This window comes from Prevotella dentalis DSM 3688 (assembly GCF_000242335.1).
Lineage (GTDB): Bacteria > Bacteroidota > Bacteroidia > Bacteroidales > Bacteroidaceae > Prevotella > Prevotella seregens.
Map to the genome: position 1 here is coordinate 78,173 of NC_019960.1, position 15,909 is coordinate 94,081.

The window sequence follows — 15,909 nt, forward strand, 5'->3', positions numbered from 1 at the left end:
ATATGTTGCAAGTCTTGCCGGTATGCACTATGGCCATACGCGTTTCAGGTCGCGAACCCTCACCAGCGAGGGTGTGACGGTTGTGGACAGCCGGTGATAGACGGCCTTGGGATAGACCACATTGGTCATGGCAGCCGAGCCCGTCGACGTGAGAAGCTCCACGGACGAACGGTCGATGTAGAGATCCAGAGTGACTTCGTTGCCCTCGGTATTGATGGGCATGTTGACCGAAGGAATGGCAAAATTGGCAGCAAAGGAGCTGGCGCCTGTGCGTGTTCCGCGGTCTGCAATGATGCGACGGCTGGGTGCATCGTAGGTGATGGCATACTGATCGTTCTGTGCATTTTGCAGCGTGAGTGTCCAATTCTGCGTGGTTGGCATGGTCACTTGCAGTTGGCAGGCATCTGTATTGCGCAGCATCCCATCCGTTGCTTCGCGCCACTCTCCGCTCAACGTTTCCGTTTCGCTGACCATCGTGCTGGCCAACAAGGGCTTTCCTTGGTATTCAATGAGCTTCAGGTCGCGCGGAAGGGTGAATGCCGACCGCCATGGCGTGGCGGGAACACTGCCGGCATAGTTCCAGTTGTTCATCCAGCCGATGTACGTGCGCCGTCCGGAGGTGTTGTTCCAGGTAACTCCTGCGTAGTTGTCAGAGCCATAGTCGAGCCACAGGGGGTAGTCGAAATCTTGGTCGGCAATGAAGCGTGTGCCGTCGAAGCTGCCGATAAAGTACATGGTGCCTGAACCCGACACGGGGCCGCCAGGGTTGGTGCTGACCAACTGCACCCACTTCTCGTTGCCCTTGTAGTCGAGCGGGAAGAGGTCGGGACACTCCCATTGACCCTTGTTGCAGCGGTCTGTGCTGGAGGTGAATTCGCTCATCTTGGTCCAGTTTTTCAGGTCGGGCGATGACCAAAGCTCGATGGAATGGTTGTTTCCTGTGGCCAATTCCATCACCCATTTGCTGCCGGCCTCATACCAGAACACCTTGGGATCGCGGAAATCGGCGGATGTAGAGGCGATGACGGGGTTGCCGTCGTACTTGGCAAAGCTGTTCCCGCCGTCGGTGCTGTAGGCGATGGACTGCTGTTGCGCGCTGCCGGCCGAGGTGTAGATGGCCACGATGGCATTCTTGCCGAAGCCGGCCGTGTTGTCCTTGTCTACCACAGCCGACCCGGAGAAGATGTCTCCCAGGGCGTCGCGGGTCAGTGTTACGCTTTGCTCGGTCCAGTGCAACAGGTCCGAACTCGTGGCGTGCCCCCAGCTCATGTTGCCCCAACCATTGCCCTGGGGATTGTACTGATAGAACAAATGGTAGGTGCCATTGGCATAAACAAGCCCATTGGGATCGTTAATCCAGTTGCGCTTCGGGGTGTAATGCACTTGCGGGCGATACTGTTCGTCGTAGTTGGACGGCGCGATGGGCGTGGTGCCGCCGCCATTTGTGGTGTCGCTGGATGCGTAAGGTCCCAGGTTTGGGTCTACTTCGCGGTCGGAACAGGCCTGCAGCATGCTAGTGCATGCTGCGGCCAGAAAGAGGAATGATAGTATCTGTCTCATGGAATTTGTCGTTTATCTTGTCTTTAAGTATTCCAGTGCGTTTTTTGCCATCTTGAGGATGGTGCCTTGATAGATGTTGTTCTTGGGGTAAGCGTTCTTGTCGGCGCTGCCGTCTGCATTCTTCATGGAGAACTCGCATCCTCCATTGCCCACGCAGATGGCGGTGCCTTTGTAGTCAGTGTTGCCTTGCCGGGCTTCCCACACGTTGAGCTGCGAAATCCAGCTCACCTGCGAATCCCATACGCCAAGCGGATAGATGCCATAGGTTCTCGTGACCTCGTTGTAGCAGGAGAGCTCTTGATTGCCCTTTCCTGTCAGCACGGCGGGCAGGTTGAAGTACAGGCAGTTGTGGTCTTCGGTCCATCCTGGGCCTTTGATGGTCAGCATTTGCACGCCGTTGCCGCCCGTGTAGACGGGAAGATTCTTGTACAGAGGATGCGAGGAAAAGTCGATGGCGTTGCCGCCGGCGTTCAGTCCCAGGGCCATGGACCATGCGTCGCCGTTGTAGCCACCCGCACCGATGCCGATGGCATGGTCGTTGCTCTGCATCATGCTTTGGTCGAGACGACCCAGCGTGGCGATGTAGGCCGTGGCGTGTTGCCAGAGCAACAAGTTGCCGCCATCCTTATACCAGGCCTTGACAATGTCGGTGGCAGCCGTAACGACGGCGGGCATGTTCCACACGTCGGCTTCGGAACCACTCTCCAAATCGCGCAGCCAGAACACCACTCGGTAGGGGTCTATGTCGTCGCGGCTCTTGACATTGCCGAAATAAAGGAACTTGGCGGCCGGGTATTCGCTGTGCATCCACAGCCATGCCGAGGCTTCATCGTCGTCTCCTTGGGCTATGAGTTCTTCGGGCGTGGGGTAGGTGCTGAGGAAAGCCATGGCCGTCTTTCCGATTTTCAGTTGCGACGTGGAGGCCAGCGAAGTGCCCTTGTCATTGACTGCACGCAGCGTGACGTCCCATGTGTCGCCGTAGGCCACGTCGCTGATGGTGTAGCTGGTGGCCGATGCCGGCAAGGTCTCCGTGATGTTGCGGCTGCCGTTCGAGGCCGTGAACTGGATGCCCGAAGCATCTGTAGCCGCGTTCCATGCCACGTGGGCGTCATAGCCTCCCGCCTTTTCCACCTGGGCCATTTGCAGTCCTGTAATCTGCGAGGCCCCCTCGCGGGTGTAGGTCTTCACCGTTCCTCGTGAGAGGTTGGTGCCGTCGCTTACCTTGAATACATAGGTGTAGTTCACGTTGGTGGCCACGGCCGGCTGTGTGTACTGGTTGCCGGCCACCGTGTCGCTCGACGTGATGGTGCCGTCGGTATAGAGCGAGACCAGCATCTTGTGCCCGTTGTCGAGTGCGGGCCACGTCCAAGTGTAGTCGTCTCCATTCAGGCTACCCGTTATCTGAGTGCCGTCAATGGCATTGAGGGCCATGGGCGCGGTGTCGTAATCTTTGTCCTGACAGGAGCCCGCGAGCAGGGCGAGCAGGAGCCATAGACCGTATGATAAGTGTTTCATTGTGTGCTGTGATTTGAATGGTTGTGGCAATGTTTAGTATCCCTTGTTCTGTGTATAGAGTCCGGGGATGTAGTAGAGTTGGTTGTAGGGCACGGGGAAATACTCGTTCTTGCCCGTTGTGAAGTGCGCGTCCTTATAGTATTGGGCATAGCCTTGCCCGTCGTAGGAGTCGGCAGCTTCGCGCTTGAAGTAGGCGTTCAGCGTGGAAGAGAGCAAGCCCCAGCGGCGCAGGTCGAAGAATCGCTCGTGTTCCATGGCCGTCTCGAGCCGCCGCTCCCAGCGCAGACAAGTGCGGGCCATGGCCTGTGTGTCGAAGTAAGACTCGGGATATAGCGCGATTTCGCACTGGCTGGAGGCGTAGCCGATGTGCTTGTCGACGGAGTTGGCCGCACGTTGCCGTATCTGATTGATGATGGTGCGGGCCTCGGCGAGGCGGCCAAGTTCGACGAGAGCCTCGGCGCGGTCGAGCATCACGTCAGTGTATCGTATCACATAATCGTTCATGGCAAAGGCTTGCCACGGGCCGTTGTAGGTTTCGCCCTTGCTGCGTTGCGGCACTTCTTTCAGCGAAGTATAGTAGCCATAGGTGTTGGGTGTGCGCGAGTTGGCCGTGCTCTGCATGTGGGCCGACTCATATTTATAGGGGAAAGTCGGCATGCCCACGGTGTGGAACAGGCGCGGGTCCCACTTCTGGGCCGTCGGTGCACCGTTGACCGGATGGTCGTTGGAGGTTGCATAGCTGTCGAATTCGGGCAGCCCGTCCTTGGTCTTGAACGCGTTGACCAAGTCTTGCGAGGGCTTGTGGAAGTCCCAACCACACGACCACATGCCCCACATTCCGTTCAGCATGTTCGACCAGTTGGCGCGGCCGTAGGTGGTATTGTCGTCTTTATAGTCGGAGTGCTGCACGGCAAACACCGACTCCTTGCTGTTCTTATGGTCGGGAAGAAAGAGGTCTCCGTAGTCCTCCAGATAGCCATATCCGGAGTTGGCCACGATGTCGGTGTAGTCCACCACCTTTTGCATGTATGCCTTGTTGATGAAATTCACGCCCGTGCTGTCCTCGTAGCCGTTGCCCCAGGCCAGATTCAGGTAGCACTTGGCCAGGTAGGCAGCCGCCGCCACCTTGTTGGCGCGTCCGCCATCGGTCTGCGAAGCGGGCAGCACCGTGTAGGCTTCCTCAAAGTCTGCTATGACCTTGCCCCACAGTTGCTGGTGTGTCAGCGCGTCGTTGCGAGTCTGCTCCTGCGTGTTGTTACGGTACACTTCCTCGTCAATCCAAGGCACTTTGTTGAACACCAAGAGGAGTTTGTAGTACAGATGGGCCCGCAGGAATTTCACTTCGGCCGCGCGGCGCGCGGCCGTCTCTGCGCCGAGCTTGGCCGTTCCGTTGGCTTTCAGCGAGAGCAGGGCGCGGTTGCAGCGGCTGATGCCGATGTACAGGTGATACCACAGCTCGTCCAGATGCCCCAGTGTGGGGGTCAGCGTGGAGAACACCTCCACGGCATGGTACTCCGTGTCGGTGGTTCCCGAGCCGCCTTTCAGGCAGTCGTCCGAGGCCAGGTCGCCGTAGGGCCAGAGGTTGAAGGGGTAGGTGTACCAGTCGTCGCCCAGCGAGGCGTAGGCCGAAGTGACCATGCCCTCGGGGTCTGCAAACGCCTGGTCTTCGTCAATGACGGCACTGGGCTTGTAGTCGAGGAAGTCGTTGCAGCTGGTCAGCGGCATGCCGAGGCCAATTGCCAGTATGATTGCGAATGATAGCTTTTTCATTTTGCGTGTGGATAAGTGATTGTTAGAAACCAATTTGAATGCCGAAAGACACGGAAGTAGCCAGTGGATAGTTCCAGTTGGGGTTCTCGGGATCCGAGCAGGTCAGGCTGCTGCTCTTCAGAGTCAGCAGGTTTTGCCCGGCAATGTAGGCGCGGAAGCTCGACATGCGCAGCTTGGAGATGAGCTTTGCAGGCAGACTGTAGCCCAGTTGGAGTGTGCGCAGCTTCAGGTAGGAGCCGTTCTCCACATAGTAGCTGGAGGCTCGTCCCTCGTCGGCCGTGTTGTTGGTGGTCAGCGCCGGGATGGTCGAGGCGGTGTTGTCCGTGGTCCATGCACCGAGCAGACGGCTGCCCTTGTTGGAGCCTGCGTCGGTGATGCTCCAGAAATCGGTCTGGAATTTCTGGTTGTTGTACACGTCCTGGTCGGCGACGCCCTGCCAGAACATGTTCAGGTCAAAGCCTTTATAGGTCACGGCCACGTTCAAACCGTAGGCAAAGGCGGGCACAGGGTTGAAAATCCAGGTCTGGTCTGCCTCGGTAATCTTGCCGTTGCCGTCGAGGTCGGCATACTTCAGGCCACCCAGACGGGCGTTGGGCTGTCCGGAGGCCAGCACCTCTTCTCGGCTCTGGAACAGGCCGTCGGCCACGTAGCCCACGATGGAGCCATAGGGTTTCCGGGCCTCCACGAGGTTCTGTTTGGTCGTGTGGGCGTAGGAACCGGTGGTCGAAGTGGGCAGCTCGGTCACGCGGTTGCGGAAGAAGTCCACGTTTCCGTTGAGGTCTATGCCCAGTCCGTTGGCCCACGTCTTGCGGTAGCCCACGGTAAATTCCATGCCCCAGTCTCGGAGCGAGGGGCCGTTGGACCACCTGTTTCCGCCCTCGCCCATGACGGCCAGGTAGGCCGGATTGATGAGCATGTCGGTGATGTTCTTGATGTAGGCATCCACCGTGCCGTAGAGGGTGTTGCCGAAGAGCGTGTAGTCCACACCGATGTTGTACTGCGTGGTGGTCTCCCACTTCAGGTCATTGTTGCCTGTCTGCGTGGCGCGGTAGCCCGAGGGGAAGGTGCCGCTGCCGGCCAGGTGCAGGTCGTAGGCCGTCGACGTGGTGCGGTCCAGTCCGTAGTCGGCCACGTAGAGTCCGTAGTGGGCGTTGTTGTCAATGCCTTGGTTGCCCGTCTTACCCCAGGAGAGGCGCAGCTTCAGGTCGTCCATCCATTTCTCGTGCAGCAGTTGCGAGATGCGGAAACCCAGCGTGGCGGCGGGGAAGTTGCCCCAGCGGTGCTTCTCGCCGAAGCGCGAACTGCCGTCGTGGCGTAGGGTGAACGAGGCCAGCAGCAGGTCGTTGTAGTTGTAATCCACCTTTCCAAATAACGAGGCCAGGCGGTAGCCCACCTTGGCGCCCGTGTTGTGGGTGGTGCCGGTAGCGGCATTGGGCCACATGTAGTCCTTGGTCTCCAGCGTGTATCCCTCGGAGAGCGCATGGAAGTCCACGAAGCTCTGCTTGTTGATTTCCGAGCCGAGCAGCACGTTGAAGTGGTGCGCGCTCTTCACGTCAAACAGATAATTCAGCGTGTTGGACCAGGTGTAGTTGCTGTTGTTGGTCTGTCCCAGGTCGGTTTTGGCTATGTTGTTGTTCACAATGTCCGAGGCAAAGGTGTGCGTCAGGGCGTTGATGAACGAGGTGGTATAGTCTATACCGAAGTTGGAACGGAACGTAAGGCCCTTCGTCGGCGTGATGTCCACGTAGGCATTGCCGAAGAGTTTCCAGTAATCCAGGTGGTTGTCCTTGTTGTGGTAGAGCTCGCGCATGGGGTTCTGACGGTCGCTCATGCCGCCCACGGGGCCGGCAAAGGTGGTTCCGTCCACCTCGTAGACAGGCACGGTAGGCGACATTTTCAGTGCGTTTTCCATGGGCGCGCTGTCCACCTGCTTGTTATACGACAGCGTAAAGTTCTCTCCCAGCCTTACGATTTTGTTGATTTGGTAAGAGTTGTTCAGGCGGGCCGAGAAGCTCTGGAAGTCGGTATATTTCAGTATGCCGTCGTTCTTCTTGTACCCCAGCGAGAACATCGAGGTTGCTTTCTCCGTGGCACTGGACACGGAGACGTTGTAATTGCGCGAGAATCCCGTGCGCGAAATCTCGTCCACCCAGTCGGTATCCGAGCATCCCATCGTGCGTTTGCTGTTGATGTAGCCGTCGTAGAGCCCATTCACCGTATAATTCACATACTGCTTTGTGGCCGGATTCCACACCCTGATGCCCACGCCTTGCGCGGCGTTCAGGCTCAGTCCGTAGTTGCTGGCATAGGCCACGGGGTCTATGCCGTCGTTCAGGGCGGCCTGTGCCATGGCCGTAGCGTAGCCCTTGGTGTCGAGGAGCTTCATCTTCGACTGGCCGGTGTAGAACTGTGCGGTGAGATTGGCCGTGAAGTCCACCCGTATCTTCTCGCCTTTCTTGCCCTGCTTGGTAGTGATGATGACCACGCCGTTGGCTGCGCGGCTGCCGTAGATGGAGGCCGATGCGGCGTCTTTCAGCACCTGCATGCTCTCTATGTCGTTGGCGTTGAGCGTGTTCAGGGCGGTGGTCATGGGCACGCCATCCACGATGTAGAGCGGGTCTTGCGAGGAGTTGAACGAGCCGATGCCGCGCACGCGCACCGTCGACGTGCCGCTGGGCGAGCCCGTACTGGTGATGGTCACACCGGCCACGCGGCCCTGCAGGGCTTTCATCGGATCGGCATCGGGCGAGGTTTTCACGGCGTCGGTCTTGACCACCGACACGGCTCCCGTCAGGTCGGCCTTGCGTTGCACCTGGTAACCCGTCACCACCACCTCGTTCAGGTCGCTGGCCGTCTCTTTCAACACCACCCGAAGACCGGCTCCGGCGGGCAATATTTGCGGCTCGTAGCCAATGTAGGTGACCTCGATCGAACTGCCTCGGGGGGCTTTGAACGAGAAGTTGCCGTCCAGATCGGTCACGGTTCCGTTGGACGTTCCTTTCTGCATCACGGTGGCGCCGATGACCGGCTCGCCCTGTGGGTCCAGAACGGTTCCGCTGACAGAGATGTCCTGCGCCCACGCGGCGGCGCAGATCAACATGAGCACGAGGCTCAATAGAAATCTTCTTAGGTTTTCCATCTGATTGTTTTGAAATTGTTAGTACTTGGTGTTTCAGATGCGGCAAAGGTAGGCGGCGGCAACGGCAAACGGGTTAAAAAAGCGTTCATCCCTGCTAAAAAATGTTTCATGTATCATTTGTGGCATGCAATGAAACAAACGAGCCTCCCGCTGGGGAGGCTCGTCGATGGCTTGTTGTGGCGGTATGACAGGGCGCAGGGCTCGGTCGCGGTCAGCTGCGCAGCTCGTTGGGGTTCTGCCCGAACTCGTCCTTGAAGCACTTGGTGAAGTATGACGGCGAGGTGAAGCCCACGTCGTAGGCCACCTCCGACACCGTCATGTCGGTGGTCTCTATCAGGTGGCGGCCCCGCTGCAGCCGTGCGCTGCGCAGCAGTTCCACGGGCGACTGCCCCGTAAGGGCTTTCACCTTGCGGTAGAGCTGCACGCGGCTCAGCCCTATTTCCTCGCCGATACGCTCCACGTTGAAGTCGGCGTCGGCCAGATGGCTCTGCACAATCTTGCGCAGCCGCCCCACAAACCGCCGGTCCTTGTCGCCCGTCGCGGGGGCCGCGGTCGGCGTTGTGCCGGCCTCGTCCGTGCCGTCTTCCGATCCGTCCTTGCGGGCCGTGGAGAACAGGGCATAGAGCCGTGCACGGTTTTGCAGCAGGTTGTCGATGCGGGCCAGTAGCACGTTGGCCTGGAAAGGCTTGGTGAGATAGGAGTCGGCCCCGAGGCTGTAGCCCTCGGCTTTCTGGTCGTCGAGGCTGCGGGCGGTGAGCAGAATCACGGGGATGTGGCTGGTGGCGGTGTCGTCTTTCAGGGCGCAGGTGAAAGCCATGCCGTCCATCACGGGCATCATCACGTCGCATACCACCACATCGGGCACCGTCCTGCGGGCCAGGGCCAGCCCTTGCCGCCCGTCGGCGGCCTCGGTGACGTGGTACTTTTCTTTCAGAATGGTGCGCAGGTAGGCCCGCATGTCGCCGTTGTCGTCAATGACGAGCACCTCGGGTTGGGCGTTCTGCTCGGCGGCCACCACGTCGTCGAAGTGCTGCCTGGCGTTCACCGTGTCGTTGGCATAGGGCGATGCCTGCAGTCGGGCGGCCGTGTGCGGGGCATTGCTTGCCTCGCCCACGGGGCCCTGTTGCACCTTGGGCAGGGTCACGGTGAAGCAGGTGCCGCTGCCCGTCTGGCTCTCCACCGTCACCGTGCCGTGGTGCAGCGTGGCGTAGGCCTGCACGATGGCGAGCCCGATGCCCGTGCCGCCCGCCGCCCCCTGGGCCTGGTAAAACCGCTTGAAGATGTTGGGCAGGTCGGCCGTGCCGATGCCCATGCCGGTGTCTTTCACCCTGAAAGCGTAGCTGTCGCCCTCGTCGGTCACGCTGGTGGTGATGGTGCCGCCGGCCGGAGTGTACTTCAGGGCGTTGGACATCAGGTTGAAATAGATGTGCGCCAGCTTGTCCTTGTCGGCCACGATAACCCCTTCGTCGGTCAGTTCGTCGGCCATTTGCAGGTTGATATGCCGGCGCCCGGCCGCCACCCGGAAGTCCCGGCACCAGTCGGCCAGCGAGTCGCCGAGGCTGAAGCGCGACAGCGTGAGCTCCATTTTGCCGTTCTGCACCTTGCGGAAGTCGAGTATCTCGTCCACCAGCTGTTGCAGGATGTTGGCGTTGCGCTGTGCGGTCTGCAGCAGCTGCCGGCGTTCGTCGGGCTGTGGCAGCTCTTCCAGCAGCCGCTCTATGGGCCCCTGGATGAGCGTGAGCGGCGTGCGCAGCTCGTGGCTCACGTTGGTGAAGAAGGCCAGTTGCCCGCGTGTCATGTCTTCCACCTCGCGGGAGAGCCGCTGCAGTTCGTCGTTGCGCTGCCGCAGTTGTCGGTTGAGTCGTTTCTTGGTGATGTTGGCCCGGTACATGTTGACCACGACAATCACCATGAGAACAATGAGTCCTACAAAGAGCAGGATGATGATTTTCTGGTTGTTGTACTGCGTGAAGTAGCGGTCTACCTGCCGGTGCAGCATGTCCAGGTTGTCGTTCTGGCGGGCCAGTTCGCGGGCCTCGCGCAGCATCATTTCAGCGTTGTCGCGGGTGATGACAGTGGTCTCCAGTAGGTTGTCGCGGCTGTAGGGCTGGCCGCGCAGTATCTTCATGGCCAGTGCAATCACCGCCTCGCCCTGCGTGGGATAGAACGATGTGGCCTCGAACACGCCATCGCGCACCAGCTCCAGCCCGCCGCCCTCGGTGGCCAGGCCGTCCACACCCGTGAACTTCACCGGCCGGCGTATGCCGTGCTGCCGCAGGGCCACGTAGGCTCCCCAGGCCATGCGGTCGTTCTGTCCGTACACATAGTCGAAGTCGCGCGTCTTCTTCAGGATGCGGCCCATGGCCCGAATGGCGCTCTCTTCTTTCCAATTGCCCGCCTCCGAGGCCACCAGCTGCACGCCGGGCCAGGCCTTGATGGCGTCCACAAAGCCCTTGTGCCGCTCTGCGGCGGGCGAGGAGCCCTCGAGTCCGCGTATCTCCACCACGCGGCCGCGGCCTTTGAGCTGCCGGACAATGAACTGTCCCATGGCCTTTCCTATGCCATAGTTGTCGGCTCCGATAAAGGCAGTGAACTTGTTGGAGTTGGTTTTGCGGTCGTAGAGAATGACGGGGATGCCGCGGTCGTAGGCCCGTTCGATGGCCGGGGTGATGGAGCGGTACTGGTTGGGGGCCACGACGAGCAGGTCCACGCCCTCGTCAACGAACCGCTTGATCTGTTCCATCTGCCGCCGGCTGTCGTCGTTGGCCGAGGCCAGGCGCACCTCCAGCGAGTCGTTGAAGTATTCGCTGGTTTTCAGCTCGCGGTTCAGCTTGTCGCGCCACACGTCCTGACTGCACTGCGACACGCCGATGACGTATTTGCGGGGCCGCTGCCGGTTGCAGCCGCAGAGGGTCAGCAGCGCGAGTAGGCAGAGGAGCAGCCGCCCCGTCTGCCGTTTCATCTGTCTGCCGCAGACAGGGCGCCGCTTATATAATAAGGTGTAGGGGATGGGGTCGGGCTGTGTCATGGCGGATGGGTATTGGTGCTCTACAGGCAAAGATAGGGATTTATTTTGATACATCCCGCGTCGTTCCCCTTTTTTCTTCTTTCTCACGCCGAGGTGCTGATAGGGTGTAGGGTGGCTTGTTTTTGGTTCATGCAGAGGCGCAGAGGACACGGGGAGAAGCTATTTCTCCCTGTCTCTGCTCCTCTGCGTGCGCGCAATCTCCCTTTTGTTTCTCTCCCACGGAGTCGCCGAGTGTGTTTAGAAGATCAGTTTCTCCCAGTCTCTGCGCCTCTGCGTGCAAGAAACATTCGCGTGTCTCCCAGCTTTCTCTGCAAAGCTCCTCCCCTCAAACTGTCACGACACGGCTGAAATTTTCCTGCGCCCAGGCGATGAGGCTGTTGATGCAGGGCATGAGCGACCGTCCCACGTCGGTCAGTGCATACTCCACCTTGGGCGGCACCACGGGATACACCGTACGGCTCACCAGGTGATTGCTCTCCAGACGGCGCAGCGTCTGCGAGAGCATCTTTTGGGAGCAGTCGGTGATTTGGCGTTGAATCTCCGAGTAGCGCAGCACGCCCGAACTGCTCTGGTCGAGAGTGGAGAGCACCAGCATGGACCATTTGTCGCCAAACCGGCTGATGACTTGACGGATGGGGCATGCGTCGTAAACGTTGTTGGGAATCTGTTGCATGGCTTTGTTCCTGTTGGATGTACCGTGCAAAGATAACCATTAGTTTCCGAAAGAGAGCATAGCTGCGGCTTGACGGTGTGTTAATATACGTTAATCGCCTTTTCGTCAAAGCCCGTAGGCATCCTGTTTCCAACCTTTAGGTAACTATCCCACTGCTTGGTACGTTCTTGCAGCGTGTGTTGTTTTCGCTTATCTTTGCACTGTAAACAACAAAGAAACATTAAAAAACGAACAAGATGAAAGAGATGAAGAAAGTGGCTGAGGGCGCTCATTTCAGTGCCGCAGCGTTTGGAAGACTGAACGAGATGAGTGATTACGTGCTATCCATGGGCGATCTGAAGATTCCAGGCAAGGTATTTGGCGGTCAGGCCGTGGGGGCCACGGGGGGCGAGTTCTCGTTCCAGGTGTTCCAGCCCGGGCAGGAAGGCGGCTTCTACCACACCCACAAGAACCACGAAGAGCTCTATTTCTTCCTTAGCGGCCGGGGCGAATATCAGGTCGACGGGCAGGTGATTCCCGTGGAAGAGGGCACTGTGGTGCGTGTGGCTCCCGCAGGAAAGCGTGCCGTCCACAACACGGGCACCGAGCCTATGCTCATGCTTTGCGTGCAGTATTGGGGCAATACGTTCACGGCCGACGATGCCGCCGACGGTGAAATCCTGTCCGAGCCGGTGGAGTGGTAGGGCTCAAGCTCCAATGACCACCGCTTCATCGCGTAGCCGTTACGGCGTAATCGCGCGGTGATTACGGCGTAAAGGCGTGGTGATTTCGGCGTAATCGCATGGCCTTTACGCCGTCATCATTCCGCCTTTGCGCCGTTTTCTTTTTGGGCTTGTGTGGGTATTGCCGTAGGGGCCGGCCTTTGCGCCGCCCCCTGCGTCCCATCGGGGCGTTGGGTTCCCACTGTCCCCACCATGTGTTTTGGCGTTTGTTCCAAACGTAGGGGCCGGCACGGAGGCCGGCCCCTACGGTAAAACCCATGATGGCGAATGGCAGGAACAGATGGTTTAATTCAAAATTCAGAATTCAAAATTCAAAATTTATTGTTCAAAATTCAAGCTATCGTGGCTGCCCATCAGCGGTCGTCGTGGCGGGAAGCAGGGGGAGGGACAAGGAGAGGAGGGCAGACTTATTCATAGATGCTTGTGGCATGGGTTTCGGATGAGGCGGTGGCTGCGAAGAGACGGCGCAGCCGGGTAGCGTCGACGGTCTGCCGGGGGGCGAAAGCGGGCGAGCGCATGTACTCGGTGAGGCTGTAGCGCAGGTGGCGCATCTCGGGCAAGTCGGCATCGAGCTCGGTGCTGCTCACCACGATGCCGCCCCGTCCCAGCCGGGCCTCGAAGAGCAGGGCGAGGTGGCGGTTGCTGACAAAGTTGTCCACCGACTCGATGAGCGGCTGCACGCCGCCGAGCGAGTCGAGCACCATGACGCGGCTACGCTTCACGATGTTCCACCACTGCCAGTCGGCGTTGAGGTCGGTGGGGAAGTGGGCCAGGGCCGGATGGCGGGGCCGAAGCAGCAGTCCCATGGTGCCGGCCTGCTTTGGAAAGTGCACGGGCGACCAGAACACGGGCAGGAATTTGCCCTCCAATCCCTCCATCTGCTCCTTGCACGTGGGGTGGAGCAGCACGCGCTCGCCGGCCGTGGCGCGGCGGATGGCCTCGTCGGGGCTGGTGGTGACGACGATGCCGGGGCTGTCGGCGCAGGGGGCGTAGGCCCAGAAGTCCCAGGTGTTGGCATAGTCGGTGCCCACGATGCGGACGCGCAGCGTGAGCCGGTCGGCATCGGCGATGGCGCCGAGGGGCACGGCAATGGAGCCCACGGCGTTGAGCCGGCCCTTGCCCAGCGGGGGCGCGGCGAAGCGGCCTTGGGACAGCACGGTGCCGTCGGAGCGGCAGACGGCCCACCGCAAGGCGTGCCCCGTGAGGTCGGTCGGGCTGTAGTTGGCCACCTCGAGGTCGGCCCTGAAGGTCTCCGTGGTGCTCCAGGTGGCGCGGTCGAAGCGGGCCAGCGGCACCACCGGGGCGCAGAACTGGCGGAAGTAACGCTCTGTGCAGAGCCCTTTGCTGTCCCAGAAAGCGTCGACCAGCCCCACCAGGGCCGTGCCCTGGCCCGGGAAGTCCTGCAGTCCCAGCAGCTGGTAGCCGCTGAAGTCGCGTGTCTTCAGTGCGCGTTCTATCTCTTCCTTGTAGAGCTTCACGGCCAGCCGGCCGCTGGCCTGGGTGTAGTCGTCGGCACGTTGGAGCAGCCCTTTCTGCTCCAGGTCGCGGCGGATGGCCTTGAAGTTGAGGGCGTCGAGGGTGCCGGTGTACTTGTCGGTCTCGCGCAGGTTGGGGTAGACGCTGTACTGTCCTATCTCGTGGCTGATGAGGGGAACGGCGCATCCGGCGGCTGTGGAGTCGTAGTCGCTGCGGAAGCAGGGCGGCTGCTCGTCGAACACACCCTGTCCACGCACCCACCCGCGGTCGGTCCACTGGGTCACATAGAACTGATCTTCGGGCTCGGGATGGCCGCCATGGCCTTTCTCAAAGGTGAAGGTGGTGGTGGCATAGAGGTGGCGCGGGTCGGCCTGCTTCATGTGGCGGCAGAGCGTGTTCAGATAGTTGAAGTCGCGTTGCAGTTCGTTGCCGGGCGTCATGAAGCAGAACGACGGGTGGTTTCCGTAGGCCCGCCAGATGCGCTCGAACTCGCGGTAGAAGTAGGCTTCGGCCTTGGGATTGGAGCCGATGTCGAGTGTCCAGTTGGGTAACTCCACCTGCAGGTAGAACCCCATTTCGTCGGCCACGCTGAAAGCAGCCTCCGGCGGGCAGTAGGAATGGAAGCGCAGGGAGTTAAGTCCCCACGCCTTGGCTCGGCCGAACACCCTGCGCCAGCCCTCCTCGGTGGTAGGCGGACAGCCCGTGAGAGGGAAGATGCAGCACTCGAGCGTGGCGCGCAGGAAGATGCGCTCGCCGTTGAGCAGCAGCCGGCCGTGGCTGCTCTCGAGCCGGCGCATGCCGAAACGCACCGTGCGCTGCCAGCCGTCGGCCTGCACGGTGAGCCTATATATATAAGGTGTAAACTCATTCCAGAGCCTGGGGCGGCCGACGGGGATGATGAAAGTGGAGTCGTTCGGGCGGGTGTAGGGCCGTAGCCGGCCGTCGAGCCTGAAGCGGGGGTGGCGCACGGGCCGCCCGCCCAGCACCACGCGCAGCTGCCGCCGCTCCACGTCGGGGTAGACCTGCACGTCGGTTACGCGGGGTGCCACGCTCATGCGCATGCGTCCCAGCACGCCGTTCCACATGGTCTGCGTCTCGTTAGTATAGGCATGCGCCATGTCTTCGTAAGAGAGATCCACCTGCTTGCGGTTGTCCACGACGAGGCGCAGCCGGTGCCGTCCCTCGGCGAGCCCCCGTGGCAGGCTGAACACGTGGGGCGTGGAGAGGCTCTCTTGAGCCGGCCCGACCTCGTGCCCGTCCACGTAGAGCCGGCTGAGCCACAGCACACGCTCGAACTCGAACAGCAGCGGTCGCCCGGCCATCTGCCGGGGCACGTCGACGGTGCGCTCGTAGGTGGCGGGGCCGATGTAGCTCACGCGGCGGGTGAGGTGGCGCATCACGGCCTTGTTCACGCTGCCGTCGGGCAGCCGCAGATGGGGTTGCAGGGTGGTGGGGGTGCCGATGCCGGCCTGGTCGAGCGTGGTGGGCAGGCACACTTCGCGGGGTGTGGGGCTGAAGGCGGTGGTGACCTGCCAGAGCCCGCTGAGGTCGGCCGAGGGCTGTGCCGCGGCACGGCTGCTCGGCCACAGCAGGGCCAGCATGAGGAGAAAGGATGGTTTCATGTCTGTAGCTTTGGGGCAAAGATAACGGTTTCGCGCCATCCTGCCCATAGACAAAGCCGGAATAAAGATGGACGATTTGCCGGTAAACGCGCCGCGAGGGCACCAAAAAAGGGCGGGATTCCGTGTGGAATCCCGCCCTGTGGATGGAGCCGAACCCGTGGGGGCCGGCATGGAGCATCAGTCGTTGGCCTCGGTCTCGTCGTCCCAGATGGAGCCGCGCTTGGACAGATTGCCGCCGGCACCGCCGGTGTAGGTGTCGCCGCCGAGCTGGGCGCTGCCCGTGGAGTTGTCTTCAGAGAAGTTGACGGATGCTGCGAGGATGGACTCTTGCTCTGTCATGCCCTTGTAGAGCGTGCAGGGCTTTACGTATGTTCTTTTCATTGTCGTTGTTGTTTTTACGGTTG

At 60.5% G+C, this 15,909-nt stretch carries 9 protein-coding genes; 1 reads left to right on the forward strand and 8 read right to left on the reverse strand.

The features are described 5' to 3' along the window. Positions 1-27: 27 nt before the first annotated feature. From PREDE_RS00250 to PREDE_RS00275, 6 genes are all read right to left on the reverse strand, one after another. A complete protein-coding gene (locus PREDE_RS00250) occupies positions 28-1,560 on the reverse strand; it encodes a glycoside hydrolase family 32 protein (protein ID WP_005845638.1) in 1,533 nt (510 codons plus the stop codon). 12 nt (positions 1,561-1,572) lie between these two features. Next, positions 1,573-3,075, reverse strand: a complete 1,503-nt coding sequence (locus PREDE_RS00255) for a DUF4960 domain-containing protein (RefSeq protein ID WP_005845640.1) — start codon at positions 3,073-3,075, stop codon at positions 1,573-1,575. A 33-nt stretch (positions 3,076-3,108) separates the two neighbouring features. Beyond that, the gene (locus PREDE_RS00260) at positions 3,109-4,845 is read right to left on the reverse strand and encodes a RagB/SusD family nutrient uptake outer membrane protein (RefSeq protein ID WP_005845642.1); all 1,737 of its coding nucleotides are present in this window, start codon (positions 4,843-4,845) and stop codon (positions 3,109-3,111) included. A gap of 22 nt (positions 4,846-4,867) precedes the next feature. After that, the gene (locus tag PREDE_RS00265; protein WP_005845644.1) at positions 4,868-7,984 is read right to left on the reverse strand and encodes a SusC/RagA family TonB-linked outer membrane protein; all 3,117 of its coding nucleotides are present in this window, start codon (positions 7,982-7,984) and stop codon (positions 4,868-4,870) included. A 211-nt stretch (positions 7,985-8,195) separates the two neighbouring features. Next, entirely contained in the window at positions 8,196-11,012 is a 2,817-nt protein-coding gene (locus PREDE_RS00270; RefSeq protein ID WP_005845646.1) for a substrate-binding domain-containing protein, read from the reverse strand. A gap of 325 nt (positions 11,013-11,337) precedes the next feature. Beyond that, positions 11,338-11,685, reverse strand: a complete 348-nt coding sequence (locus PREDE_RS00275) for a winged helix-turn-helix transcriptional regulator (protein WP_005845649.1) — start codon at positions 11,683-11,685, stop codon at positions 11,338-11,340. Between the two features lie 236 nt (positions 11,686-11,921). Between PREDE_RS00275 and PREDE_RS00280 the strand changes: the two genes are divergently transcribed. Then, a complete protein-coding gene (locus PREDE_RS00280; protein WP_005845652.1) occupies positions 11,922-12,368 on the forward strand; it encodes a cupin domain-containing protein in 447 nt (148 codons plus the stop codon). A 446-nt stretch (positions 12,369-12,814) separates the two neighbouring features. On the opposite strand, the gene PREDE_RS00285 is transcribed toward PREDE_RS00280, so the two are convergent. Both PREDE_RS00285 and PREDE_RS00290 read right to left on the reverse strand, forming a co-directional pair. Continuing rightward, the gene (locus PREDE_RS00285) at positions 12,815-15,505 is read right to left on the reverse strand and encodes a glycoside hydrolase family 2 protein (RefSeq protein ID WP_044126859.1); all 2,691 of its coding nucleotides are present in this window, start codon (positions 15,503-15,505) and stop codon (positions 12,815-12,817) included. 177 nt (positions 15,506-15,682) lie between these two features. Further along, positions 15,683-15,886 (reverse strand): hypothetical protein, encoded by a 204-nt coding sequence (locus PREDE_RS00290; RefSeq protein WP_005845658.1) that lies wholly within the window; start codon positions 15,884-15,886, stop codon positions 15,683-15,685. Positions 15,887-15,909 lie beyond the last annotated feature (23 nt).